Genomic DNA, 23565 nt, shown 5'->3' on the forward strand with positions numbered 1-23565 from the left:
GTCGTCCTCGGTGCCCGAGTTATCCACAGGCCCCGGCACACGGTAGCGCCAGCACCTAGGCTGGGGTTCGTCAGGGGGACGAGCACCGACTCGTACGAACAGGGGGCATCCATGACCGAGAACGACCAGGGGAACGTGCCGAGCAGGCAGCGGAAGCGGTTCCCCGGCATCTCCTCGCGGGCCTACGAACATCCGGCAGACCGCTCGGCGCTGGTGGCGCTGCGCAAGCTCAGCGGCTTCGACACGGTCTTCAAGGCACTCAGCGGACTGCTGCCGGAGCGCAGTCTGCGACTTCTCTTCCTCTCGGACTCCGTCCGGGTGAGCGACGCGCAGTTCAGCCATCTCAACGACATGCTGCGGGACGCCTGTTACATCCTGGACCTGGAGAAGGTCCCGCCGATGTACGTGACGCAGGACCCGAAGCCCAACGCGATGTGCATCGGCCTGGACGAGCCGATCATCGTCGTCACGACCGGCCTGGTGGAGCTCCTCGACGAGGAGGAGATGCGCGCGGTCGTCGGCCACGAGGTCGGCCACGCGCTGTCCGGGCACTCCGTGTACCGCACGGTGCTGCTCTTCCTCACCGGTCTCGCGCTCAAGATCGCCTGGATCCCGCTGGGGAACGTCGCGATCATGGCCATCGTCACGGCGCTGCGCGAGTGGTTCCGCAAGTCGGAACTCTCCGCCGACCGGGCCGGGCTCCTCGTCGGGCAGGACGTGCAGGCCTCGATGCGCGGTCTGATGAAGATCGCCGGCGGCAACCACCTCCACGAGATGAACGTGGACGCGTTCCTCGCCCAGGCCGACGAGTACGAGAAGGCCGGGGACCTGCGGGACTCGGTCCTCAAGATCCTCAACGTGCTGCCGCGCACGCACCCCTTCACCACCGTCCGGGCGGCGGAGCTGAAGAAGTGGTCGGAGAGCCGCGACTTCCAGCGGATCATGGACGGCCACTACCCGAAGCGCTCGGAGGACAAGGACACCTCGGTCACGGACTCCTTCCGCGAGTCGGCGGGGCACTACGCCGACACCGTGCGGACCAGCAAGGATCCGCTGCTGAAGCTGGTCGGCGACATAGCCGGCGGCGCCGGCGACCTGGCGGGCGACCTGGGCGGGAAGCTGCGCAACGCCTTCGGCGGCGGCCAGGGCCCGAAGAAGCCGGACGCGGCGGGGAGCGACGAAGCCACCGGGACCACCGGGACCACCGGGGACGGCAAGAGCGGCCCCGACAGCGGCACCGGAGACGCCCAGTAGCGAGAACGGGGCGCTCGCACCCTCCAGACGGGGACAGAGGGCTCAGGGACTCAGAGGGAGGGCTGGGCGCTCGGTGCCAGCGCTCCGCACAGTGAGGGGGCGGCGGGCCGGGCCGTGGCGTACGGGTCGGTGACCGGCGGTCCGCCGCCCGCCTCGGCGGCCCGTGCTCCGGCCAGGAGCGGCTTCAGGGAGCCGGTGGTGTCCGCTCCGCACGCCTGCGGCCCCGCTTCGACGGTGCTGGTCACCAGCTCGGCCCGGTGCATGCGCAGGTCCTCGCGGTCGAAGCGGAAGTGCACCTCGCGGTGGACCGTGAAGAGCGAGGCCTGAGCGACCGGTCCCGCGCCCTGGGCGGCCGGGCGGAGGGCGTAGGTGTACGTGTGGTCCGCGGTGACGTCCAGGGTGTCGGGTCCGGTCTCCTCGAAGCGGAGAGTGCCCTGGACGCGGGCCGAGGGGTCCGCGAGGACGGCCTGGCGCGGGTCGAAGCGGACCAGCCAGGCGGCGAGGGCGTGCCGGCCGTCGTCGGCGGGCGCCTCCATGCTCCGGTCGAACTGTTCCAGCTGGTCGGGGTCGAGCAGCAGGCGGGCGGGCCGCACGGTGGCCCCGGACAGGACGTCGGGTTCCAGGGACGAGGCCACCAGATAGTCCTTGGCGATGCTCAGGGCGGTGACGACCTGGCTCTCGGCGAAGTGGGTGGTGCGCCCGGCGACGGGGAGATTGATGCCGGCGGCCCCCGTGCGGTACTCGGCAACCGGGCTGTGGTCGAAGAGCCGGTCGGGTGCACCGCCGACGACGGGGCCCTGCGGGGCGAGCGGGACCACGGTGGTCCGCAGTGGCTCGGCCCGCTGGTCGGCAGGCGGCTGGTAGGGGTTGCGGACGCCCAGATAGATGGCCGTACCGAAGGCGAGGAGGATCAGCAGGACCAGCATGAGGGCCTGGCGGGAGCCGCTCCGGCCCTCCCAGGACGACGGGCGGCTGCGGACGGCCTCGGTGTGCTCGCCCATCCGCTCCCGGGCCGAGAACTCCTGGAGGTGGGCAGCACGGACGAACGCCTCGTCGAAGACGACGGACCTGTACTCGTCCTCACCACCGGGGAGACCCTCGGGTGTCCCCTCAGGCGGGTCGCCACGCCCTGCCATACCTTCAGGGTAGGTCCGCGGGGGCTTCGGTAAACGCCCAGGTACACGACAAGTTCGGAAGAATTCCGCCGTCAGGGTGTGTGCGCGCCACCGTGGAGCCGTGCGGCTCGGCCGCCCGGGGGACGCGGACCGCGCCGGGACGGCGGCGGACCGTGCCACGGGGGACGCGGAGTGTCCCCGCCGGGGCTACGGGAACGGGCCTGCCGGGATGCGGAACGGGCCCGCCGGGGAGATGTGGAGCCGCCTACTTGGTGGGGGACGCGGAGCGTGCCGCAGGCGCGTGGGCGGCCGGCGGGGCCGGGTTCGGGTTCGGCGTGTCGACGCCGGTCGTGGCCGGCGGCGGGACCTGGTCCTGGCGGTTGGCGGCCGCGCCCCGGTAGACGGCGCTGAACGCCAGGGCGACCATCCCGATCCCCATGACGAGGGCGAGGACCCAGGCGACGGGCCGGTGCCAGCGGGCGCTGCCCCGGTAGGGGCGCAGGGCGCCGCCGTGGCGGCCGTAGGGGCTTGCGTCGTCGCCGACGTCGTCCGGCTCGTAGGTGAGGGCCGAGGAGTCGTGGAAGTCCTCGTAGAGGTCGTCGTCGCTCGATCCGCCGCCGGCGCGGGCGCGGGCCGACTCGGCCTCCGCGCGGGCCTGGGCGGCGGCGAGGAGCCGCTCGACGGCGGTGGGTTCGTGGACGGTCGCGGCCCGCACGAAGTCCTCGTCGAACACCACGTCGGCGTAGACCTCGTCGGCGCCTCCGCGGTCGACAGAGTCCTCAGGGTCCCCGCCGTCATGGAACGGCGTGCCCCCCACGTCGTCCGGCACGGATTCAGAGTAGACCCGCGAGGTGGTTTTGGGCAGGGAGAGTGCGAACCCTCCCCGCCCGTACCGAAAGGAGTGGTTACCGCACGTGACCGTCGCCGGTGACGATGTACTTGGTCGAGGTGAGCTCCGGAAGGCCCATGGGGCCCCTGGCGTGCAGCTTCTGGGTGGAGATGCCGATCTCCGCGCCGAAGCCGAACTGACCGCCGTCCGTGAACCGGGTGGAGGCGTTCACGGTGACCGTGGTGGAGTCGACCAGCTGGGTGAAGCGGCGCGCCGCGGCCTGCGAGGTGGTCACGATCGCCTCGGTGTGACCGGAGGACCAGGTCCGGATGTGCTCGACGGCCCTGTCGAGGGAGTCGACGACGGCGGCGGCGATGTCGTACGAGAGGTACTCGGTCTCCCAGTCCTCCGGCGTGGCCGGGACGACGGTGGCCTTGGATCCCTCGGCGAAGGCGATGACCCGCTCGTCGGCGTGGACGGTGACGCCGGCCTCGGCGAGCGCGTCGAGGGCCCTGGGCAGGAAGGCCGCGGCGATGTCCTGGTGGACGAGGAGGGTCTCGGCCGCGTTGCAGACGCTGACCCGGTGGGCCTTGGAGTTGATCAGGATGTCGACGGCCATGTCGAGGTCCGTCTGGGCGTCGACGTAGACGTGGCAGTTGCCGGTGCCGGTCTCGATGACGGGGACGGTGGACTCCTCGACGACCGTCCGGATCAGGGACGCTCCGCCGCGCGGGATGAGGACGTCGACCAGGCCGCGGGCGCGCATCAGCTCGCGGACCGATTCGCGGGACTCGCCGGGGACGAGCTGGATGGCGTCCGCGGGCAGTCCGGCGCCGCCTACGGCGTCGCGCAGGACCTTCACCAGGGCGCTGTTGGAGGCGTAGGCGGAGGACGAGCCGCGGAGCAGGACGGCGTTGCCGGACTTGAGGCAGAGGGCGGCGGCGTCGACGGTGACGTTGGGGCGGGCCTCGTAGATGATGCCGACGACGCCGAGCGGGACGCGGACCTGGCGCAGGTCGATGCCGTTGGGCAGTGTCGAGCCGCGGACGACCTCGCCGACGGGGTCGGGCAGCGCGGCCACGTCGCGGACGTCGGCGGCGATGGCCCGGACGCGCTCGGGGGTGAGGGTGAGCCGGTCGATGATCGCCTCGCTGGTCCCGGCCGCGCGGGCCCTGGCGATGTCCTCGGCGTTGGCCTCGACGATTTCGGCGGTGCGCACTTCGAGGGCGTCCGCGATCGCCAGCAGGGCGTCGTCCTTGGTCGCGCGCGGGAGTGGCGCGATTTCGGCGGCGGCGCCACGGGCCCGGTAGGCGGCCCGGGTGACCGGGGACAGGTTGTCGAGGGGCGTGAGCGAGGTCATGCCCGCAGGGTACTGGCACCCCTGCGGACATCCCTCACGTATCCCGCACTCCGAGACGTAGCCGGGCGGTTCCGAGACGCCCCCGCGTGCGGAGGCGTCCGGAACGCGCCCCCGTTCAGTACGGGTGGACGCCGACCGGGGCGGCCGGCGGTGGGCCGTAGCCCTCCGCGATCCGCTGGTGGTAGGTCTCGCGGTCGATGACCTCGAGGCCGACGATCTCCCACGGCGGCAGCTTGGCGGTCTGCCGGTGCTCGCCCCAGAGGCGCAGGGCGACGGCAGCGGCGTCGTGCAGGTCGCGGGCCTCCTCCCAGTACCGGATCTCGGCGTGGTCGTTGGCATACCTGCTGGTCAGCAGGAAGGGGTGGTCGTGGGCCAGTTGTTCGAGCCCGCGGCGCACCTCCTTCAGCGGTGACTCCGCACCCGACACGCTGAGCGTGATGTGCCAGAGTTTGGACACGGGCTGTTCCTTGGCGCGTGCCTCACGTGCCTCGCGAACCTCGCGTGTCTCGGTGGTGGTCTCGGTCTTGGTGTCCGTGGACCTGTCCCGTGCCTCGTCGAAGTCGGCTCCGGCCTCGACACTGGTCAGGGCGCGTTCGGCAGTCCCTCGGGGCGGTGCCCCTGGGCGCGCTCGTCTCACCGGCGGCCTCCTGTGTGATGCGTGTGGTGCTGTAACCCGCCCCTGCTCTCTTACCCCCGAGACAAAGTTGACCAGCCCGAGGCGGCACTTGGGGCGGTTTTGGTAAACGTCCCTTCCGGATGGCCGCACTTTCAGCCGTTTCGGGAGGGGCGTGAGGGTCAGCGGATGACGACCAGGTCGTCGCGGTGGACGACCTCGCGCTCGTACTCGGGGCCGAGCTCCTTGGCGAGTTCGGGGGTGGAGCGCCCGAGCATCCGGGGCATCTCCTTGGCGTCGAAGTTGACGAGGCCGCGGGCGACGGCCCGGCCTGCGGTGTCGCGCAGTTCGACCGGGTCGCCCGCGACGAAGTCGCCCTCGATGCCCGCGACACCGGCCGCGAGCAGGGACTTCTTTCCCTCGACGACGGCTCGTACGGCTCCGTCGTCCAGGGTGAGGGAGCCCTGCGGGGTGGAGGCGTGTGCCAGCCACAGAAGCCGGTCGGCGGAGCGACGGCCGGTGCGGTGGAAGTACGTACCGGTGTCGCGTCCGGCGAGGGCGTCGGCGGCGCGGCTCGCGGAGGTGAGGACGACGGGGATGCCGGCGGCGGCGGCGATCCGGGCGGCTTCGACCTTGGTGACCATGCCGCCGGTGCCGACGCCCGCCTTCCCGGCGGAGCCGATCTCCACGTGGGCGATGTCGTCGGGGCCCGCGACCTGGGCGATCCTCGACGTGCCGGGCTTGGACGGATCGCCGTCGTAGAGGCCGTCGACGTCGGAGAGCAGGACGAGCAGGTCGGCGCGGACGAGATGGGCGACGAGGGCGGCGAGCCGGTCGTTGTCGCCGAAGCGGATCTCGTCGGTGGCGACGGTGTCGTTCTCGTTGACGACCGGCAGCGCGCCCATGGCGAGGAGCTGGTCGAGGGTTCGGTAGGCGTTCCGGTAGTGGGCGCGCCTGCTGGTGTCGTCGGTGGTGAGGAGGACCTGTCCGACGCGGACGCCGTAGCGGGCGAAGGAGGCGGTGTACCGGGCGACGAGGAGGCCCTGGCCGACGCTGGCGGCGGCCTGCTGCCGGGCGAGGTCCTTGGGGCGGCGGGTGAGGCCGAGCGGTGCGAGTCCTGCGGCGATCGCGCCGGAGGAGACGAGGACGATCTCCTTCTCGCCGCCGCTGCGGACCTTGGCGAGCACGTCGACGAGGGCGTCGACGCGGTCCGCGTCGAGGCCTCCGGAGGCGGTGGTGAGGGAGGAGGAGCCGACCTTGATGACGATCCTGCGGGCCTCCGTCACATATCGCCTCGCGTCGCCCGTCTCTCCGGTCATCTGCGTCGTCACCTGTGCCGCCACCTGCGTCGTCCTCACTCGGCTGTCCCACGCGCCGCGTGTTTCCCGCCGCGACTGCCAGGCAATCTACGCGAGCCGGGAGGGCTGCCGCTCGTCCGTTTCGCTCCCTGGACCGGAGTCGTCGGTGTCCTGTCCGTTGTTCCGGGGGACGAGGATCCGCTGGGAGATCAGGTAGGTGAAGGGGATGGCGACGACGGCGGCGACGAGTGGCGCGATCCTGTCGTCCATTCCGGCCCAGGTGACGAGCGCGTACAGACCGACGCTCTGCACCAGGTAGTTGGTGACGTTGGTGAGCGGGAAGAGGGCGAACTTCTTCCAGGTCGGCCGGGTGCGGTAGGTGAAGTACGTGTTGAGGAAGAAGGAGCCGATCATGCTGAGGACGAAGGCGAGGGAGTACGCGGCGAAGTACGGCATCCACGGGTGGAGCAGCAGGTAACAGCCGAAGAAGGTACCGGTGTTGACGCCGCCGACGAGCGCGAAGCGGAAGATCTCGGCGAGCCGTCCGCGCCCCGCGGCGGGAGAGCCGGCTCCCATCAGTGCTCTCCCTCGGTGGCCGCGACGCGGATCCGCTCGGCGGCGGTGCGCTCGGACGCGCCGCGGCCGAAGGAGCGGTGGGTCTCCTTGACGAGGAAGTGCGGCCGGCGCTTCGTCTCGTAGTAGATCCGGCCGATGTACTCGCCGATCAGCCCCAGCATCACCATCTGCACGCCTCCGAGTCCCGCGATGATCGCGACCAGGGTGACGTATCCGGGGGCGGTGACGCCCTGGGTGAGGGCGGCGACGACGACCCAGGCCGCGTAGAGGGCGGCGAGGCCCGTCAGTGTCATGCCGAGCCAGAGGGCGATGCGGAGGGGACGGTTGTTGAAGGAGATCAGCCCGTCCATGCCGTAGTTGATCAGGGAGCTGAACTTCCACTTCGTCTCACCGCCTTCGCGTGCGGCGTTCTGGTAGTCGAAGGTGACGGTGTCGAAGCCGATCCAGGAGAACAGGCCCTTGGAGAAGCGGTTGTACTCGGGCAGCGAGAGCAGCGCGTCGACGGCGGGCCGGGACAGGAGGCGGAAGTCGCCGACGCCGTCGGTGAGTTCCACGTCGACCCAGCGGTTGACCGCCCGGTAGTACATCCGGCTGAGCGCGGAGCGGAGCTTCTTGTCGCCTTCGCGGGTCCGGCGCGCGATGACCTGGTCGTGCCCCTGGTGGTGCAGGTCCAGCATGCGCGCGAGGAGCTCGGGCGGGTGCTGGAGGTCGGCGTCCATGATGACCACGGCGTCGCCGGTGGACTTGCGCAGGCCGGCGAGCATCGCGGCCTCCTTGCCGAAGTTGCGGCTGAAGGAGGCGTACTGGGTGCGGTGCGGGTGCCGGGCGGCGATCTCGCGCAGCTTGTCCAGGGTTCCGTCGGAGCTGCCGTCGTCGACGTAGCAGATCTCGTAACCGACGGGGAGCGTGTCGAGCACCTGCCGCATCCGCGCGTCGAAGCGCTCGACGACGTCCTCCTCGTTGAAGCAGGGGACGACGACGGAAAGCCTGGTCATGAACGGTCACTCCAGAGGGATGGGCAAGAGTACGTCCTGAGGGACCGCCACCGAACTCGCCTTCGAGCAGCGCGGCCACGGTACGAAACGGCGGTGACCGTTCGGCGTCGGCCGGGTGGCCGTCCCCGGTCGGCATGTCGTCCATGCGGCAAAGCATGCGGGGAAGATACTGCTACACGTGGCGTTTTCTTGCCTTTTGTCACTCGAAGAGACCCGTTGTACCGATACCTTGGCGACGCCACGGAGGCGGCGCCCTCGTGCCACGGAACTCGGTCCCCTGGAGCAAAGCCCCGTGAGTAGAACGACCCTGTCGGACCTCGGTGACGCGCGGATGTCGGACGACGATGAAGAGCACACCGACCCGGCGCGCGGACTCCGGCAGGTACTCCCCCGGATCGCGCTGGTCATCGCCACCGGAGCGGGCGCGCTGCTCGCGGTCGGCGCCTTCCTCGGTCTGTACGTACGCCCCACGTCGGACGACTGGTGCGCCCTGTGGAAGACCCGGGACCTGGGGGTCCTCGGCATCACGTCGGACTTCTACCTCACCCAGAACGGCCGCGTCACCAACGCCTTTCTGACCGGGCTGCTCTACTCCGACGGCATGCGGGGGCCGAAGCTGCTGCCCGCCTTCCTGGTGGTCGCGCTCGGCTCGGGGCTGTTCCTCCTCGCCCGCGCCGCCCTGCGCTCCCTGGACCACGCGACGGGCGCGGGCGGCGAGCCCGCCGCCTCCACCGAGCTCCGCACCGGGCTGCCCGTCCTCCCGCTCGTGGCCGCGGTGACGCTCCTCTCCGCGCTGCTGTTCTTCGCGGGCACCCGCTCGTACCAGGTGCTGCTCTGGGCGCCCGCCACCATCTCCCACACCCTGCCGAGTGTGATCGGCCTCTGGACCGTGCTCGGCGCCGTGCGGGCCGCGCGCAGCGGCGTGCGGTGGGCCAGGGTCGCGGCGGTGGGGGCGGCGCTCCTGACCGGAGCGGCGCTCGGCATGCTGAGCGAACCGTTCACGCTGGTGGCCGGCCTGCTCGCGGCCACCGTCGGGATCCTCTGTCTGCCCTCGTTCGGCTGGGCGGCGAACCGATACGTCTCCACCTGGTGCGCGGCGGCGTGTCTGGGGCTCCTCCTCGGGCTCGTCCTGCTCTACACGTCACCCGGCGCACGCTGGCGGCGCGCCCAGCACCCGCAGGAGCCGCTGTCGGCGGCCGAGCTCGGAGCGACGTTCCACGACTGGTGGCGCCTCTGGCAGACGGTCGGCGGCCAGTGGGCGTACCTGGGGGCGCTCGCCGCCGGAGCGCTGCTCGGCCTGGCACTGGCCGCCGCCCCCCGGCAGGACGGCGGCGCCGTCCCCCGGGACGCGTCGGGGCTCCCGCCCCACAGGCTGTTCCTGGTCGCGGTGCTGCTGCCGCTGCCGGTGATCGCCGTCGCCTCGCTGGCCGTGGTCTTCGGACTGCGCAGCGGCTACGGCGATGTCGGCTGGACCTACGGCCGGACCTGGACGAGCTTCCTGCTGCCGACGCTGCTCGTGCTCTGCGCCTACGGAGCGTGGGGCGGTCACGCGTGGGGGCGACGCCTGCTGCGTTCGGCGCGGCCCGCGGGACGCGCCGCCGCGCTCGTGGCGATCGGCGCGGTGGCCGTCGGCAGCGCGGCCGCCCTGGTGCAGCCGGTCTACGCGCTGACCACGGACACGGTGGTACGCGCCGCCGCCTGGGACCGTCAGAACGCCCGCATCCGGGCGGAGGCGGCATCGGGCGCCCGCGATGTCGCGTACGAGCCGCTGCTCATCGGCGGTCTCACCGAACCCCTCTTCGCCTCCTCGTACGAGCGGGACTGGGCGGCGCAGTGCACGGCCACGTACTACGGAGTGGACCGCATCCACCGGCCCTGAGGCATCCGCGCCCGCCGCGGGGGCGGGCACGCGAAAGCGGGGTGCCCCACCAGGGGCACCCCGCTGTGCGGAAACGCTCGCGTCAGACCGTCGCGCGGACCGCGCGGTTCGCGCCCCAGCCCTCCCAGGCGGAGCTGATCATGGAGCGGACGTCGTGCTGCGCCTTCCAGCCCAGCTGCGACTCGATGCGCTCCGCCGAGGCGACCACGCGGGCCGGGTCGCCGGGCCGACGCGGAGTGACCAGGGGCTCGATGCTGTGACCGGTGATCTCGTTGATCAGGTCCACCATCTCGCGCACCGACACGCCCTCGCCGCGCCCGATGTTCAGGGTCAGCGCGGCCGTCTCGCCGGCCTCGCCCGCCGCGACGAGCGCGCGGGCCGCGGCGAGGTGCGCGTCCGCGATGTCGGCGACGTGGATGTAGTCACGGATGCAGGTGCCGTCCGGCGTCGGGTAGTCGTCGCCGAAGATGCGCGGCGACTCGCCGGCGTCGAGGCGCTCGAAGACCATCGGCACCAGGTTGAAGACGCCGGTGTCGGCGAGCTCCGGGGCGGCGGCGCCCGCCACGTTGAAGTACCGCAGGCAGGCCGTGGAGAGGCCGTGGGCCTGGCCGACGGCGCGCGCCATCCACTCGCCGACGAGCTTGGTCTCGCCGTACGGGCTGAGGGGCAGGCACTCGGTGTCCTCGGTGACCAGGTCCACGTCGGGCATGCCGTACACGGAGGCGGAGGAGGAGAAGAGGAAGCTCTTCACGCCCGCCGCGGCGGCCGCGTCGAGGATGGTCTGCAGACCCGTCACGTTCTCGTGGTAGTAGAACAGCGGCTTCTCGACGGACTCGCCGACCTGCTTCTTGCCGGCCAGGTGGACGATGCCCTTGATCTGGTGCTCGCGCAGCACCCGGTCCAGGAACGGGCGGTCGAGGACCGTGCCCTGCTCCAGGACGATGCCCTCGGGGACGCGCGCGGGGTTGCCGGTGCTGAGGTCGTCGACCACGACGACGTGCTCGCCGCCCTCGGTCATTGCTTTGACGACGTGGGAACCGATGTAACCGGCGCCGCCGGTGATGAGCCAGGTCATTCCGACAGTGTAGCCACAGCGTCCGGGGCCTCCGGTGGCTCCGGAAGTGGCCTCGGACACCCGACCCGGGCACATGGCCCGACACGCGCGGAAGGCCCGGCCGGGCACGTGGCCGGGCGCGCGGAGCCCCGCCGGGACACGTCTGCCGACACGCGGAAGCCCCGTCCCGGCGCGTGGTCGGGGCTTCCGCGGTCGTCCGTGGTCGTCAGCGGTCGTCCGTGACGGGACGTCCTCCGTCGGGCCTAGCGCTCGATCTCCTCGAACGCCGCCTCCCACTGGTCGAGGACGTGCGGCAGCGCCAGGTGCGCGACGTGCTCGCGGCCCGCCCTGCCGTACCGCAGGCGCATGGCGTCGTCGTCCATCAGCTCGCCGAGCGCGGCGGCGAGACCCGGCACGTCGGCCGGCGGCACCAGGGTGCCGGAGACGCCGTCCGCGACGAGCTCCCGGACACCGCCGGAGACGTCGAAGCTGACGCACGGCACACCGCAGGCGGCGGCCTCGGCCAGCGCCATCGGACGGCCCTCGCGCTCACTGCTGATCGCGACGACGGACAGCTCGCGGTAGGCGGCGGCCATGTCCTGCGCCGTCCCCCGGAAGACGACCTGCTCGGCCACGCCGAGGTCCTCGGCGCGCATCCGGAGCTCGCCCTCGAGCGGCCCCTCGCCGAAGAGGTGCAGCTCCCAGCCGTCGCGGCCCTTGTGGGCCTGGGCGAAGGCCTCGATCATCCGGTCGTACCGCTTGATCGGGTCGAGCCGGCCGACCGCGCCGATCTTGCGGGTGTCGAGCGGGGCCAGCTCGTCCGGGAAGAACGGCAGCGGGTTCGGCATGACCCGGACGTTCGGCACGCGCTGGTTGACGAACTCGACCGCGTCGCCCTCGGAGAGCACCAGGGTCTGCTCGAGCGCCGGGTAGTGACGCCGGATCAGGCCCAGGTTGGCACTCCGCTTCGCCTGCGCGAAGGACTCGTGGTACTGCCCGATGCCCTTGAGGTGGCGCCACTTCAGCGGCATGACCCAGTCCACCGCCCACGGCGAGCCGAAGACGATGTAGCCGTCCTCGACCTCCGCGAGCTTGCGCTCGAACTCCGCCCGCGCGGTGTCGCGGTCGGAGCGGGCCCGGCGCGCGTCGGCGCGGCGCGCCAGGCTCATCCGGTCGCCGACCGTGCGCACGGGCGGCTTGGGCTCCGACGGGGCCGGGTAGAGCGTCGAGTGCCGGTACGCGCGCGTGGCGTTGTACGGGAACGGCTCCGGGCTCGGCCGGATGCCGATCAGCTCGACGCGGTGACCACGCTCCCCCATGCCCTGGGCGAGGGTGTGCAGCACCCGCTGGGATCCACCCATCGAGTCGACGTCGATACCGACGAAGAACACGTTGCGGACAGGGGAGGCCTCAGTCATGGGTGCCGCCTTCGAAAAAAGCATCGACCACCATCTTGCTGGCGTGGCCGGTCTCGTACGAGCAGAACATTTCCTGGAACCGCGCGTAGCGCTGCGCGTGGCGCTCCTGGGTGCCCTCCAGGTCCCGCACGGCGGCGGCGAGGTCCTCGGTGGTCGTCACCATCGGCCCGGGCGCGATGTCCTCGAGGTCGTAGTACGTGCCGCGGTCGCCGCCCTTGTACGCCTCGTAGTCGTCCGTGTAGAGGATGATCGGGCGGCCGGTGTTGGCGTAGTCGAACATCAGCGACGAGTAGTCCGTGAGGACCGCGTCCGAGGCCAGCATCGCGTCGTTGATGTCGGCGAACGAGGAGCCGTCGCGCAGGAAGTGGCCCAGCTCCGGGGTGATCTTGAACCGGTCGTACGGGTGGGTCCGCACGACGATGATCCACTCGTCGGAGAGGTGCGGGGCCAGCTCCTCGAAGTCCACGCGGACCGAACGGCCGGTGCGGCGGGCCGCGTCCCGGAAGGTCGGGGCGTAGAGCAGGACCTTCTTGTCGGCCGGGATGTTCAGGGAAGCGCGGGCCGCGGCGGCCCTCGCCTGCTGCTCGGGCTCGGCCCAGCGCACCAGCACGTCGTTGCGCGGGTAGCCGGAGCGGATGAGGTCGGCGGTCACCTCGAAGGCCGGGACGAAGGTCTTCTCGAATTCGGCGCTCGGGCAGACGAGCGCGTCCCAGCGGCCGACGGCGGAGCGGAAGCGCCCCTTCTCGATCTCCGACGCGCCCCGCAGCGAGGGCACGTCGAAGCCCATCGCCTTGAAGGTCTGGCCGTGCCAGGTCTGCAGGTACCGGGTGCCCTTGGGCTTCGGGTACAGGTACGGCAGGTTGTGCGAGTCGACCCAGTAGGTGGCGCGGGCCAGCGCGCGACCGTAGGCGAAGCTGCCGCGGCGGACCAGGGTGACGTCGTCCGGGAAGGACGAGCGGTCGCCGGAGTACGACCAGACCACGTCGATCGGCAGGTTGCGGCGCTTGAGCTCCTCGTAGATGTAGCGCGGGCTGTCCGCGTAGCCGCGGCCCTCTATCGCCTCGAACACGGCGAGGCTGCGCTTGCGCGGGAGCTTGGACACGGCGTCGTAGGCGGTGGCCTTGCCCTCGTTGCCCGCGAGGATCTTCCTGACCTTGCCGACCTTGCCCTTGGCCTTGCGGGCGTAGGGGCCGAGCGGTTCGAGGGACTTCAGGACGCCGGACCGCTCCCAGGTCACCTCGAGACGGCCGGCACCCTTCTGCTCCGCCTTGATGCGGAGGTGGTGGATGCCGAACTTGTTGTAGGTGACCGTGGCACGGAAGTCGGGCTGGTCGTGCTCGGCCAGCAGGATGTCCGTGCGGCGGGCTCCGTCGCGCTCCAGCGCGACCACCGGGTGGCGGCGGGTCGCCACGCCGGCGCGGCCGACGGGCACCCTGCGGAAGTCGATCTCGGCCTTGGAGACGTACTGTCCGTCGCCCTCCGGGCGCAGGGTCAGCGGCACCGTGAGCGGCGTCTTGTGGGCGGCCAGCTTCACCGAGGCCTTGGTGTCCTCGGCGATCAGGCCCACCGGGTCGTACGTGCGGATCTCCAGGTGCAGGACCGGGCCGCGCATCGACACGGAGGTCAGCTCGTGCCGGATGCGGCCGGTGGCGAGCGTCTGCTCGCGCATGTGCCACTCGCTGATGTCCAGCGCGTCACGGCTCGCGTCGTCGGCGGGGGCGACGGCGCCCCAGTAGGGGGTCTCGCCCTCCTCGGTCACGAAGCGCGGCGCGAGCTGCGGCCGGCCCAGCTGGCGGGCGGCGACCTTGAGGTCCTCCAGCCGGCCGGTGCGGAGCAGGTGGATGCAGATGCGCTCTTCGCGGGAGAGCCGGGCGTAGGTCTCGTCGGAGATCTCGGCCAGGTACGGGTTCACCACATCGGCGAACTCGGCGACCCATTCGAGGTCGCGGAACGGCAGGTCGCCCAGGTAGAGGCGGAAGTCGTGGCGGAGGAACTTGTAGTCCTTCTCCGCGCGCAGCTCGGCGCGGCCGTTCTCCTCGAACCAGGTGTCGATGAGCCGGGCCACACCGATGCGGTCCGCGACGTTCTGGATCTTGTGACGGCTGGAGGAGATGGAGACGCTCTCCGGGGCGAGGCGCCAGGTGTAGACCGACCACGGGACGACGGCGAAGGTCTCCGCGAGCGAGAACGCCTGCGCGGAGAACAGCTGGTCCTCGTAGTGGATGCCCTCGGGGAAGGTGAGCTCGTTCTCCCGGATGAAGCCGGTCCGGTAGAGCTTGTTCGTCGACAGGTGGTCGAAGAAGTACTCGGGGCTCTCGGCGATGCCGTTGACGACCCGCTTCTCGGTGAAGAGGTGCGGGTACCAGAAGCCGGTGGTGTTCGACTCCTCGAAGAGGCGGGTCACCTCACCGGTGACGAAGTCGACCCCGGTCTCCTCGGCGACGAGGAGCAGGCTCTTGCAGGCGTGACGGGGCAGCTCGTCGTCGCTGTCGAGGAACATGATGTACGGCGCGCGCGCGACCGCGATGCCGCGGTTGCGGGGCGCGCTGCAGCCACCGCTGTTCTGCTCGAGGCGCACGTAGCGCACGCGCGGGTCGGATGCCTCCAGGGCACGTGCCACGCGCTCGGTGCCATCGGTCGAACAGTCGTCGGCGATGATCACTTCGAGGTTGTTCAGGGTCTGGTCGAGAAGTGACCGAACCGCTCGCGGGAGCCGTTCCTCATCGTTGTAGACGATGACGACGACGCTCACATCAGGGACGTCGCTAGTCGGCATCCAAGTCCTCTCACAAGTGCGGGCGGCAACATCTGGCGTGTCTCGGCCAGGCGCGGCACTGCCTGCGCCATGGTCAATGGCGCACTACTGCCTTCAGGGGTGAAGGGTGTCGTCCCGCTTGTTCGACGAGCGCCACCCGGCGACCGGAAAGATTACCCGGCAGGAGGAATTGTTCCATACCTGATCTCCCAGACCTTCGGTGATGTTCACCGCATCGCAAACAGTCTCTTGAAACGGCCGGACATGACCTGCCGAGCGCCCACCGCGCCGCCCGCGAACCGCAGGACGAGGCCCCGGCGCGCCGAGGCCACCACCTGGACGAGCAGCACCCGGCCCAGTCGGCCGAGGACCATGCCTCGTCGGCCGGCGAACCCCTGCGGGGCCCTGACCTCGGCTTTCGTCGTCGATCCGTCGGCGTACCGCAGCTCGGCGTGGAGCGACCAGGCGGCGAGGCGGCCCGCGCGGAGCAGCTTCGCGGTGGGGAGTGTCACGGTGGCGGTCCAGCCCCCGTCCGTCGGGAGCAGCGGGGCCTCGGCCGGCAGCTCGGCCGCGGAGACCCGCTCGGTGAACACCACGCGGACGGCGGCGGGGCCCAGCGCGCCGACCCGGCCGTACAGGTCGTGGACGGTCACCGTCAGCCGCGTCGACGCTCCGACGGTCACGGAACCGTCGACCGCCACCGGAAGCGCGGCGGGAGCCAGCTCCGCGAGACCCTCCAGGGGTACGTCGGCGGGCGCGGCGGCCAGGACGGGGGTGCCGTCCTCGGCGCGCGGGTACGGCGGGACCAGCCGGGGCCGGGGCGCGGCCAGCTCGACGAACCGCGTCAGCTCGCGGCCCTCGGGCACGGCGGCGAGCGCGACGAGCGCGGAGTGCAGCCAGCGGGACGGGGCCTGGGCGTCGGCGACCGCGGCGGGCTCGAAGCCGGCCAGGTGGGCGCGGGTCACCGTCCACCAGTCGGCCCGGTAGGCGGCGGTCCGCTGCGGAAGCTCGCGCAGGTACATGGGGAGGTCGTAGTCGAGGAACTTCGTCTGCGCGGAACGGGCGAGCGCGGGTCGTCCCGCTTCGCGGAACACGTCGACGACGGCGGCGTGCGCGGCGATCCGGTGCTCCCAGTTCGCCAGGGAGGCCCGGCGCAGCGAGATCGAGAGGGTCGCGGCCTGGCGCCGGACGTGCCACACGTACACGGGCACGTCGGTGACGGCGAGCCGGGGGGCGGCGGCCTGGACGCGGGCGCTGAAGACGAAGTCCTCGTAGTGGAAGGCGCCGTCGGGGAAGCGGATGGCGTGCCGGTCGAGGAAGTCACGGCGGTAGAGCTTGTTCACGGAGAGGGTGTCGAGGACGAACTCGGGGTTCTTCTCGACGCCGTCGAGGACGGTGCCGGGCAGGGTGGCGCCCTGGGACACGTCGTACAGCGAGGGGGCCCAGACGGTCTCCCGCCCCTCGGGAAGCTCGCGCCGCACGCAGATCCCGGCGACCACGTCGGCGTCCTGCTCGGCGGCGACGGCGAGCAGCCCGTCGACGGCGCCGGGCAGCAGCAGGTCGTCGCTGTCGAGGAAGAGGACGTAGGGGTGGACGGCGGCACCGATGCCGTCGTTGCGGGGGGTGCCGCAGCCGCCGCTGTTCTCGGTCCGGATCAGCGGCCTGACCCGCGGGTCGTCGGCGAATCCGGCGAGCACGTCGGGTGTGGTGTCCCCGGAGGCGTCGTCGACGACGACGACCTCTCCGACCGCCTCGCCCTGGGCGAGAGCGGAGCGGATGGCGTCGGCGACGTGCGCGGCGTCGTTGTACGCGATGACGACGACGCTGACACGCGCGGGGTCCTGCGGCCGGGGGATCTCACTCACCCGTGAATCCTACGTGTCCCCCGTACGGCCGACGGATGCCGGAGGAACGACGAAACCGGCCGGACACCCCGAGGGGCACCCGACCGGCGAAGATCAACATCCGGAACGGCCGGGACGGTGGGCAGAGCCCGCTACCGGCCGACCTCGCACGGCTCGGCCCCGAGGGGCCTCACCGGCATCGGGCGGCTGCGCCGGACCCCGTCCGGCGACCGGCGCACCGCCCCTCCCCGCTAGAACGGGTCGAACTCGTCGAACTCCCGCTGCGCGTCGTCCCGCTCGGCCTCACGATCACGCCGCCGCTGCGCCGCCGGACGCGGAGCCTCGAGACGGTGGTCCTCGCCTCGGCGGCCGAGCATCTCGGCGCCGGCCATCATCGTGGGCTCCCAGTCGAAGACGACCGCGTTCTCCAGGGAGCCGATCGCGACGCCGTCGCCCGCGCGGGCGCCGGCCTTCATCAGCTGGTCCTCGACGCCGAGGCGGTTGAGGCGGTCGGCCAGGTAGCCCACGGCCTCGTCGTTGTTGAAGTCGGTCTGGCGGACCCAGCGCTCCGGCTTCTCGCCGCGCACCCGGTACACGTCCTCGGCCTCGTCGTACGTGACGGTGAAGCCCGCGTCGTCGACGGCCTTCGGGCGGATGACGATACGGGTCGCCTCCTCCTTCGGCTTCGACGCGCGCGCCTCGGCGACGATGCCGGCGAGGGCGAAGGAGAGCTCCTTGAGGCCGAGGCGGGCCACGGCGGAGACCTCGAACACCTGGTACCCGCGGGCCTCCAGGTCCGGGCGGATCATGTCCGCGAGGTCCTGGCCGTCGGGGATGTCGACCTTGTTGAGGACGACGATGCGGGGCCGGTCCTCGAGGCCGCCGTACTGCCGCAGCTCCTCCTCGATGATGTCGAGGTCGGTGACCGGGTCACGGTCCGACTCGAGGGTCGCGGTGTCCAGCACGTGCACCAGGACCGAGCAGCGCTCGACGTGACGCAGGAACTCCAGGCCCAGGCCGCGGCCCTGGCTGGCGCCCGGGATCAGGCCCGGCACGTCGGCGATCGTGTAGACGGTCGATCCGGCCGTGACGACGCCCAGGTTCGGGACGAGCGTGGTGAAGGGGTAGTCCGCGATCTTCGGCTTGGCGGCCGAGAGGACCGAGATGAGCGAGGACTTGCCGGCGCTCGGGTAGCCGACGAGCGCCACGTCGGCGACGGTCTTCAGCTCCAGGACGATGTCCCGGGCCTCGCCGGGCTCGCCGAGGAGCGCGAAGCCGGGGGCCTTGCGGCGCGCGGAGGACAGCGCCGCGTTGCCGAGGCCGCCGCGGCCGCCCTGGCCCGCGACGAAGGTGGTGCCCTGTCCGACGAGGTCGGCGAGCACGTTGCCCTCCTTGTCGAGGACGACGGTGCCGTCGGGCACGTTCAGGACGAGGTCCTGGCCGTCCTTGCCGGAGCGGTTGTCACCGGCGCCGGGCTGACCGTTGGTCGCCTTGCGGTGCGGCGAGTGGTGGTACTCGAGGAGCGTGGTGATCGCCTGGTCGACGATCAGGGTCACATCTCCGCCACGGCCGCCGTTGCCGCCGTCGGGTCCGCCGAGCGGCTTGAACTTCTCCCGGTGAACGGAGGCGCAGCCGTGGCCTCCGTTACCCGCGGCGACATGCAGCTCGACGCGGTCCACGAAGGTGGTCATGGTTGTGCCTCCATCTGAATACGTGCGGAATGTCTATCTAGTAACACGCGAAAGGCGGACCCGCTTCCCGACCGGGAAGTGAGGTCCGCCTCCGCAAAATGAACCGATCAGGCGACCGGAACGATGTTCACGACCTTGCGGCCACGGTGGGTGCCGAACTGCACCGAACCGGCCTGCAGGGCGAACAGCGTGTCGTCGCCGCCACGGCCGACGCCGGAGCCCGGGTGGAAGTGGGTGCCACGCTGGCGGATCAGGATCTCACCCGCGTTGACGACCTGACCGCCGAAGCGCTTCACGCCGAGCCGCTGGGCATTGGAGTCGCGCCCGTTCCGGGTGGACGATGCGCCCTTCTTGTGTGCCATGTCTCAGTCCCTCTTACTTCGCAGCCGCGGGGATACCGGTGACCTTGATCGCCGTGTACTGCTGGCGGTGACCCTGGCGACGGCGGTAGCCGGTCTTGTTCTTGTAGCGCAGGATGTCGATCTTGGCGCCCTTGTGGTGGTCCACGATCTCGGCCTGAACCTTGATCCCGGCCAGGACCCACGGGTCGCTGGTCACGGCGTCGCCGTCGACAACGAGCAGGGTCGAGAGCTCGACCGTGTCGCCAACCTTGGCAGTGGGAATCTTGTCAACCTCAACGATGTCGCCGACAGCAACCTTGTGCTGGCGACCACCGCTGCGCACGATGGCGTACACGCGGATCTCTCTCTCACTCGGAATCGAAACCTCTGAAGCCAGCCGCTCACACGGACCCGAGGGCCCGCGGCGTTCCGGAATCGGACGAGCGGCCTCTCCCGACGAACGGGAGGGAAGTGCTCAGAGGCGCGACGCATCGATAGACACGCCGACGGTCTAGGTTACGGGCGGCTGCCTCGGAGGGTCAAATTCGCCCGTTCGGTACGGGCCGCCCCCGGTGAGGGGGCGGCCCGTACCCACCGGTCAGTCCTGGGCCGGGGCGGCGGTCTTCTCCGCCGCCTTCTTGGCCGGGGCCTTCTTGGTGGTCGTCTTCTTCGCCGCGGTCTTCTTGGTCGCCGCCGTCTTCTTGGTGGCGGCCTTCTTGGCCGTGGTCTTCTTCGCCGCGGTCTTGCGCGCCGCCGTCTTCTTGACGGGGGCGGGCTCGGCCTCGGCGTCGGCGGCCTGCGGAGCCGCCTCGGTGGCCTCGGCCGGGGCCGCGGTCACCACGACGACGGCCGCCTCCTCGGCGCCCGAGGGCGAACCGGCGGGAGCCGTGGCCTTACGGACCACCCGGCGGCGGGCCCGCGGCGGGGCGGCCACGGGGGCCTCCTCGACGACGGGCTCGGCGACCGGCTCGGCGACGGCCTCGGCGACCGGCGCCGCGACGGGCTCCGGCTCCGGGGCGGTCTCGACGACCGGCTCGACGACGGTCGGCGCGGCGGCCGGCTCCGTGGTCGAGACGACCGGGGAGGTCACGCGGCGGGTGGCACGGCGGCGGCCGCGCGGGGCCGGGGCGGCGGTCTCCTCGACCACCGGCTCGGCGACGGCCTCGGCGACCGGCGCCACGACGGGCTCCGGCTCGACGACCGGCTCCGGCGCGGCCACGGGCTCCGGCTTCGGCTCGGCCTTCGGCTTCGCCTCGAACTCGACGGCCTCGGTCTCCACGACCGGCCGCGCGGCGGCCGGCGCGGACACCCGGCGGGTCGCCCGACGACGGCCGCGACCGCGGGTCGCGGCGGCCTCCGCCTCGGCGATGGAGCCGTACAGCTCCTCGTCCGCGGCGATCGGCTCGGGCAGGGCCACCGGGGCGGCCAGCTCGGCGGCGACCTCGGCCTCGGTCTCGACCTCGGCGGTCTCGCCGTCCGTCTCGGCGGCCTCGGTGACCTCGGCGTGCTCGTGCTCGTGGACGTGCTCGGCGCCACCGCGGCCGCGCTTCTTCGAGCGCTTGCCGCCGCCACCGCCACCGGCGGTGCTCGGCTGCTCCATGTGCACGATGACACCGCGGCCGTTGCAGTGGACGCAGGTCTCGGAGAAGGACTCCAGGAGGCCCTGGCCGACCCGCTTGCGGGTCATCTGCACCAGGCCGAGCGAGGTGACCTCGGCCACCTGGTGCTTGGTCCGGTCCCGGCCCAGGCACTCCAGGAGGCGGCGCAGCACCAGGTCGCGGTTGGACTCCAGGACCATGTCGATGAAGTCGATGACGACGATGCCGCCGAGGTCGCGCAGCCGGAGCTGGCGCACGATCTCCTCGGCCGCTTCGAGGTTGTTCCTCGTCACGGTCTCTTCGAGGTTGCCGCCCTGGCCGGTGAACTTGCCGGTGTTGACGTCGACGACGATCATCGCCTCGGTCTTGTCGATCACCAGCGAGCCGCCGCTGGGCAGCCAGACCTTGCGGTCGAGCGCCTTCATGAGCTGCTCGTCGATCCGGTACGTCGCGAAGACGTCGACCTCGCTCGTCCACTTGGACAGGCGGTCGGTCAGGTCCGGGGCGACGTGGTGCACGTAGCCGTGGATGGTCTCCCACGCCTCGTCACCGCTGACGATGACCTTGGAGAAGTCCTCGTTGAAGATGTCGCGGACGACCCGGACGGTCATGTCCGGCTCGCCGTAGAGCAGCGTCGGGGCGTTGCCGCTCTTCGCCTTCTTCTGGATGTCCTCCCACTGCGCCTGCAGTCGCTCGACGTCGCGGCGCAGCTCGTCCTCGCTCGCGCCCTCGGCGGCGGTGCGCACGATGACGCCCGCGTCCTCGGGGACGATCTTCTTGAGGATGGTCTTGAGGCGGGCGCGCTCGGTGTCCGGGAGCTTGCGGCTGATGCCGGTCATCGAGCCCTCGGGGACGTACACGAGGTAGCGGCCGGGCAGCGAGACCTGGCTGGTCAGACGGGCGCCCTTGTGACCGATCGGGTCCTTCGTCACCTGGACGAGGACCGACTGGCCGGACTTGAGGGCGGTCTCGATGCGACGCGGGCCGTTGCCCATGCCGAGCGCCTCGAAGTTGACCTCGCCGGCGTACAGGACGGCGTTGCGGCCCTTGCCGATGTCGACGAAGGCGGCCTCCATGGACGGCAGGACGTTCTGGACCTTGCCCAGGTAGACGTTGCCGACGTACGAGGTGGCCTGCTCCTTGTTGACGTAGTGCTCGACGAGCACGTTGTCCTCGAGGACGCCGATCTGGGTGCGCTCGCCGCTCTGGCGGACGACCATGACGCGCTCGACGGCCTCACGGCGGGCCAGGAACTCGGCTTCGGTGATGATCGGGACGCGGCGGCGGCCCTGCTCGCGGCCCTCGCGACGGCGCTGCTTCTTGGCCTCCAGACGGGTCGAGCCCTTGATGGACTGGACCTCGTCGGCGCCGGTGCCGGGCTCGGCCTTCTCGCGGGCCGGGCGGGGCTCGCGGACCTTGACGACCGTACGGACGCCCTCCTCGTCGGTGCCCTCGGCGTCGGCGGAGGCGTCCCCGCTGCGACGGCGGCGACGACGGCGGCGACGGGAGCTGCTGGAGCCGCCGGCGAAGGCCTCGGCCTCGTCGTGCTCCTCCTCGCCGTCCTCGGACTCCTCGGTCTCGTCGGAGTCGTCGGAGCGCGGCTCCTCGCCCTCCTCGGACTCCTCGACCTCGGTGAGCTCACCGCGACGGCGGCGACGGCCGCCGCGGCGGCGGCGACGGGACGGGCGGTCCTCGTACTCGTCGGTCTCCTCGGCCTCGTCGGCCTCCTCGACCTCGTCGGCGGCGGCCTCGACCTCGGGCTCGTCGGCGACGGTGGCCGGGACGGGCTCGACGGCGACGGGCTCGCCACGGCGACGGCGGCGACGGCGGGAGCCCTCGGGGCGCTCGACGGGCTCGGGGGTCTCCTCGACCTCGGTCTCGGCCTCGACGAGCTCGATCTCCTCGACCGTCTCGTCCTCCTCCGGCTCCACCGGGGCCGCGGCCGCGGCCGCGGCGGCGGTCTCCGGGGTCTGGAACATCGGCTCGGTGAAGACCGGCGCCTGGAAGACGGCGACGGAGGGGCGCGCGGCGCGGCGCGACTCGCGGGCCGGGGCGGGCTCGGAGGTGAACTGCGGGGAGGTCGCGCGGCGGCGGCCGCGGCCACGGGTGGCGGCGGTCTCGGCGGCGGTGACCTCGGCCTCGTCGGCGGCGATCTGCGCGACGGCGGCCGTCGGCAGCGACTCGCCGGTGGGGGCGGCCTCGGTGCCGGCCTCGGTGGTCGCCTCGGGCGAGGCGACCTTACGGGTGGCACGGCGGCGGGTGCGCGGGGCGGGCGCGGCGGACTCCTCCGCGACCTCGGCGACCGGGGCGGGAGCGGCGGCGACCACCGGTTCGGCGGCGACCACGGTCTCCGCGGTCTCGGCGGCGACGCCCACGGCGCCGGCCGGGGCAGTGGCCTTGCGGGTGGCGCGGCGGCGGGCGCGGGCCGGCGGGGCGGCCTCGGGGGCCTCCTCGGCGACCGGCTCGGCCGGCGTGACCGCGGTGGTCTCTTCGGGGGCCTCGGCGACGGCCGGGGAGGTCACCGGCGAGGTGGCCTTACGGGTGGCGCGGCGGCGCGGGCGGGCCGGGGCGGCCTCGGGGGCCTCCTCGACGGCCTCGGGGGCGGCGGCCTCGGCGGCGGGGGTCTCCGCGGCGGGGGTCTCCGCGGCGGGGGTCTCCACGACCGGCTCCGGGGTCTCCGCGGCGGGCGCGGCGGCCTCGGCGGCCGGGGCGGTGGCCTTGCGGGTGGCACGGCGGCGGGCGCGCGGCGCGGGTGCGGCCTCGGTCTCGGCCGGGGCGGCCTCCACGGCCGCGGTGTCGGTGGCCGTCGTGGCCTCGGTGGCCTCGGCGGTCGTGCCCGTCACCGGCGGACCGGCGGGGCGGGAAGCGGCGCGGCGCCTGCGGCGCGGCGGCAGCTTGTCACCGGGGGCGTTGGTGTCTTCGTTGGACTCGAGCATGCGGGGTTC

17 protein-coding genes are annotated in these 23565 nt (G+C 72.1%); 2 read left to right on the forward strand and 15 right to left on the reverse strand.

Going from position 1 to position 23565, the window contains the following annotated elements:
• Positions 1-111: 111 nt before the first annotated feature.
• Complete coding sequence (locus ACFQ79_RS07205) at positions 112-1254, forward strand: M48 family metallopeptidase (protein ID WP_383579945.1); 1143 nt, start codon at positions 112-114, stop codon at positions 1252-1254.
• Positions 1255-1304: 50 nt separating this feature from the next.
• Here the strand turns inward: ACFQ79_RS07205 and ACFQ79_RS07210 are convergent, their stop codons facing one another.
• From ACFQ79_RS07210 to ACFQ79_RS07240, 7 genes are all read right to left on the reverse strand, one after another.
• Positions 1305-2390: a hypothetical protein gene (locus ACFQ79_RS07210; protein ID WP_383579946.1), complete on the reverse strand. Its 1086-nt coding sequence runs from the start codon at positions 2388-2390 to the stop codon at positions 1305-1307.
• Positions 2391-2634: 244 nt separating this feature from the next.
• Positions 2635-3198 carry a hypothetical protein gene (locus tag ACFQ79_RS07215; protein WP_383579947.1) on the reverse strand — a complete coding sequence of 188 codons (564 nt, stop codon included), beginning with the start codon at positions 3196-3198 and terminating at the stop codon, positions 2635-2637.
• A 76-nt stretch (positions 3199-3274) separates the two neighbouring features.
• Positions 3275-4558 carry a glutamate-5-semialdehyde dehydrogenase gene (locus tag ACFQ79_RS07220; protein WP_383579948.1) on the reverse strand — a complete coding sequence of 428 codons (1284 nt, stop codon included), beginning with the start codon at positions 4556-4558 and terminating at the stop codon, positions 3275-3277.
• 115 nt (positions 4559-4673) lie between these two features.
• Positions 4674-5195, reverse strand: a complete 522-nt coding sequence (locus ACFQ79_RS07225; protein ID WP_383579949.1) for a hypothetical protein — start codon at positions 5193-5195, stop codon at positions 4674-4676.
• Positions 5196-5353: 158 nt separating this feature from the next.
• On the reverse strand, positions 5354-6490 hold the full coding sequence (proB, locus tag ACFQ79_RS07230; RefSeq protein WP_383579951.1) for a glutamate 5-kinase: 1137 nt from the start codon (positions 6488-6490) through the stop codon (positions 5354-5356).
• Positions 6491-6577: 87 nt separating this feature from the next.
• Positions 6578-7045, reverse strand: coding sequence for a GtrA family protein (locus tag ACFQ79_RS07235; protein WP_383579952.1), 468 nt, complete (start codon positions 7043-7045; stop codon positions 6578-6580).
• Positions 7045-8040, reverse strand: coding sequence for a glycosyltransferase family 2 protein (locus ACFQ79_RS07240; protein ID WP_383579954.1), 996 nt, complete (start codon positions 8038-8040; stop codon positions 7045-7047). Before ACFQ79_RS07240 ends, ACFQ79_RS07235 begins: the two co-directional genes overlap by 1 nt.
• 292 nt (positions 8041-8332) lie before the next feature.
• Between ACFQ79_RS07240 and ACFQ79_RS07245 the strand changes: the two genes are divergently transcribed.
• On the forward strand, positions 8333-9919 hold the full coding sequence (locus ACFQ79_RS07245; protein ID WP_383579955.1) for a hypothetical protein: 1587 nt from the start codon (positions 8333-8335) through the stop codon (positions 9917-9919).
• 82 nt (positions 9920-10001) lie between these two features.
• Here ACFQ79_RS07245 and galE read toward each other — a convergent pair whose 3' ends face one another.
• From galE to ACFQ79_RS07285, 8 genes are all read right to left on the reverse strand, one after another.
• Positions 10002-10994: a UDP-glucose 4-epimerase GalE gene (galE, locus tag ACFQ79_RS07250; RefSeq protein WP_383579956.1), complete on the reverse strand. Its 993-nt coding sequence runs from the start codon at positions 10992-10994 to the stop codon at positions 10002-10004.
• A 242-nt stretch (positions 10995-11236) separates the two neighbouring features.
• Entirely contained in the window at positions 11237-12391 is a 1155-nt protein-coding gene (locus tag ACFQ79_RS07255) for a glycosyltransferase (RefSeq protein WP_383579957.1), read from the reverse strand.
• Positions 12384-15167 (reverse strand): CDP-glycerol:glycerophosphate glycerophosphotransferase, encoded by a 2784-nt coding sequence (locus tag ACFQ79_RS07260; RefSeq protein ID WP_383579958.1) that lies wholly within the window; start codon positions 15165-15167, stop codon positions 12384-12386. The genes ACFQ79_RS07255 and ACFQ79_RS07260 overlap by 8 nt, the downstream gene beginning before the upstream one ends.
• 206 nt (positions 15168-15373) lie before the next feature.
• Positions 15374-17011 (reverse strand): glycosyltransferase, encoded by a 1638-nt coding sequence (locus tag ACFQ79_RS07265; protein ID WP_383579959.1) that lies wholly within the window; start codon positions 17009-17011, stop codon positions 15374-15376.
• Positions 17012-17241: 230 nt separating this feature from the next.
• Positions 17242-18681 carry a GTPase ObgE gene (obgE, locus tag ACFQ79_RS07270; protein ID WP_383579960.1) on the reverse strand — a complete coding sequence of 480 codons (1440 nt, stop codon included), beginning with the start codon at positions 18679-18681 and terminating at the stop codon, positions 17242-17244.
• Positions 18682-18788: 107 nt separating this feature from the next.
• The gene (rpmA, locus tag ACFQ79_RS07275; protein ID WP_030317577.1) at positions 18789-19043 is read right to left on the reverse strand and encodes a 50S ribosomal protein L27; all 255 of its coding nucleotides are present in this window, start codon (positions 19041-19043) and stop codon (positions 18789-18791) included.
• Between the two features lie 13 nt (positions 19044-19056).
• The gene (gene rplU / locus ACFQ79_RS07280) at positions 19057-19377 is read right to left on the reverse strand and encodes a 50S ribosomal protein L21 (RefSeq protein WP_056558958.1); all 321 of its coding nucleotides are present in this window, start codon (positions 19375-19377) and stop codon (positions 19057-19059) included.
• A gap of 243 nt (positions 19378-19620) precedes the next feature.
• Positions 19621-23556 (reverse strand): ribonuclease E/G, encoded by a 3936-nt coding sequence (locus tag ACFQ79_RS07285; protein ID WP_383579962.1) that lies wholly within the window; start codon positions 23554-23556, stop codon positions 19621-19623.
• Positions 23557-23565 lie beyond the last annotated feature (9 nt).

It is taken from the genome of Streptomyces sp. NPDC056480, from assembly GCF_042795405.1.
GTDB lineage: Bacteria > Actinomycetota > Actinomycetes > Streptomycetales > Streptomycetaceae > Streptomyces.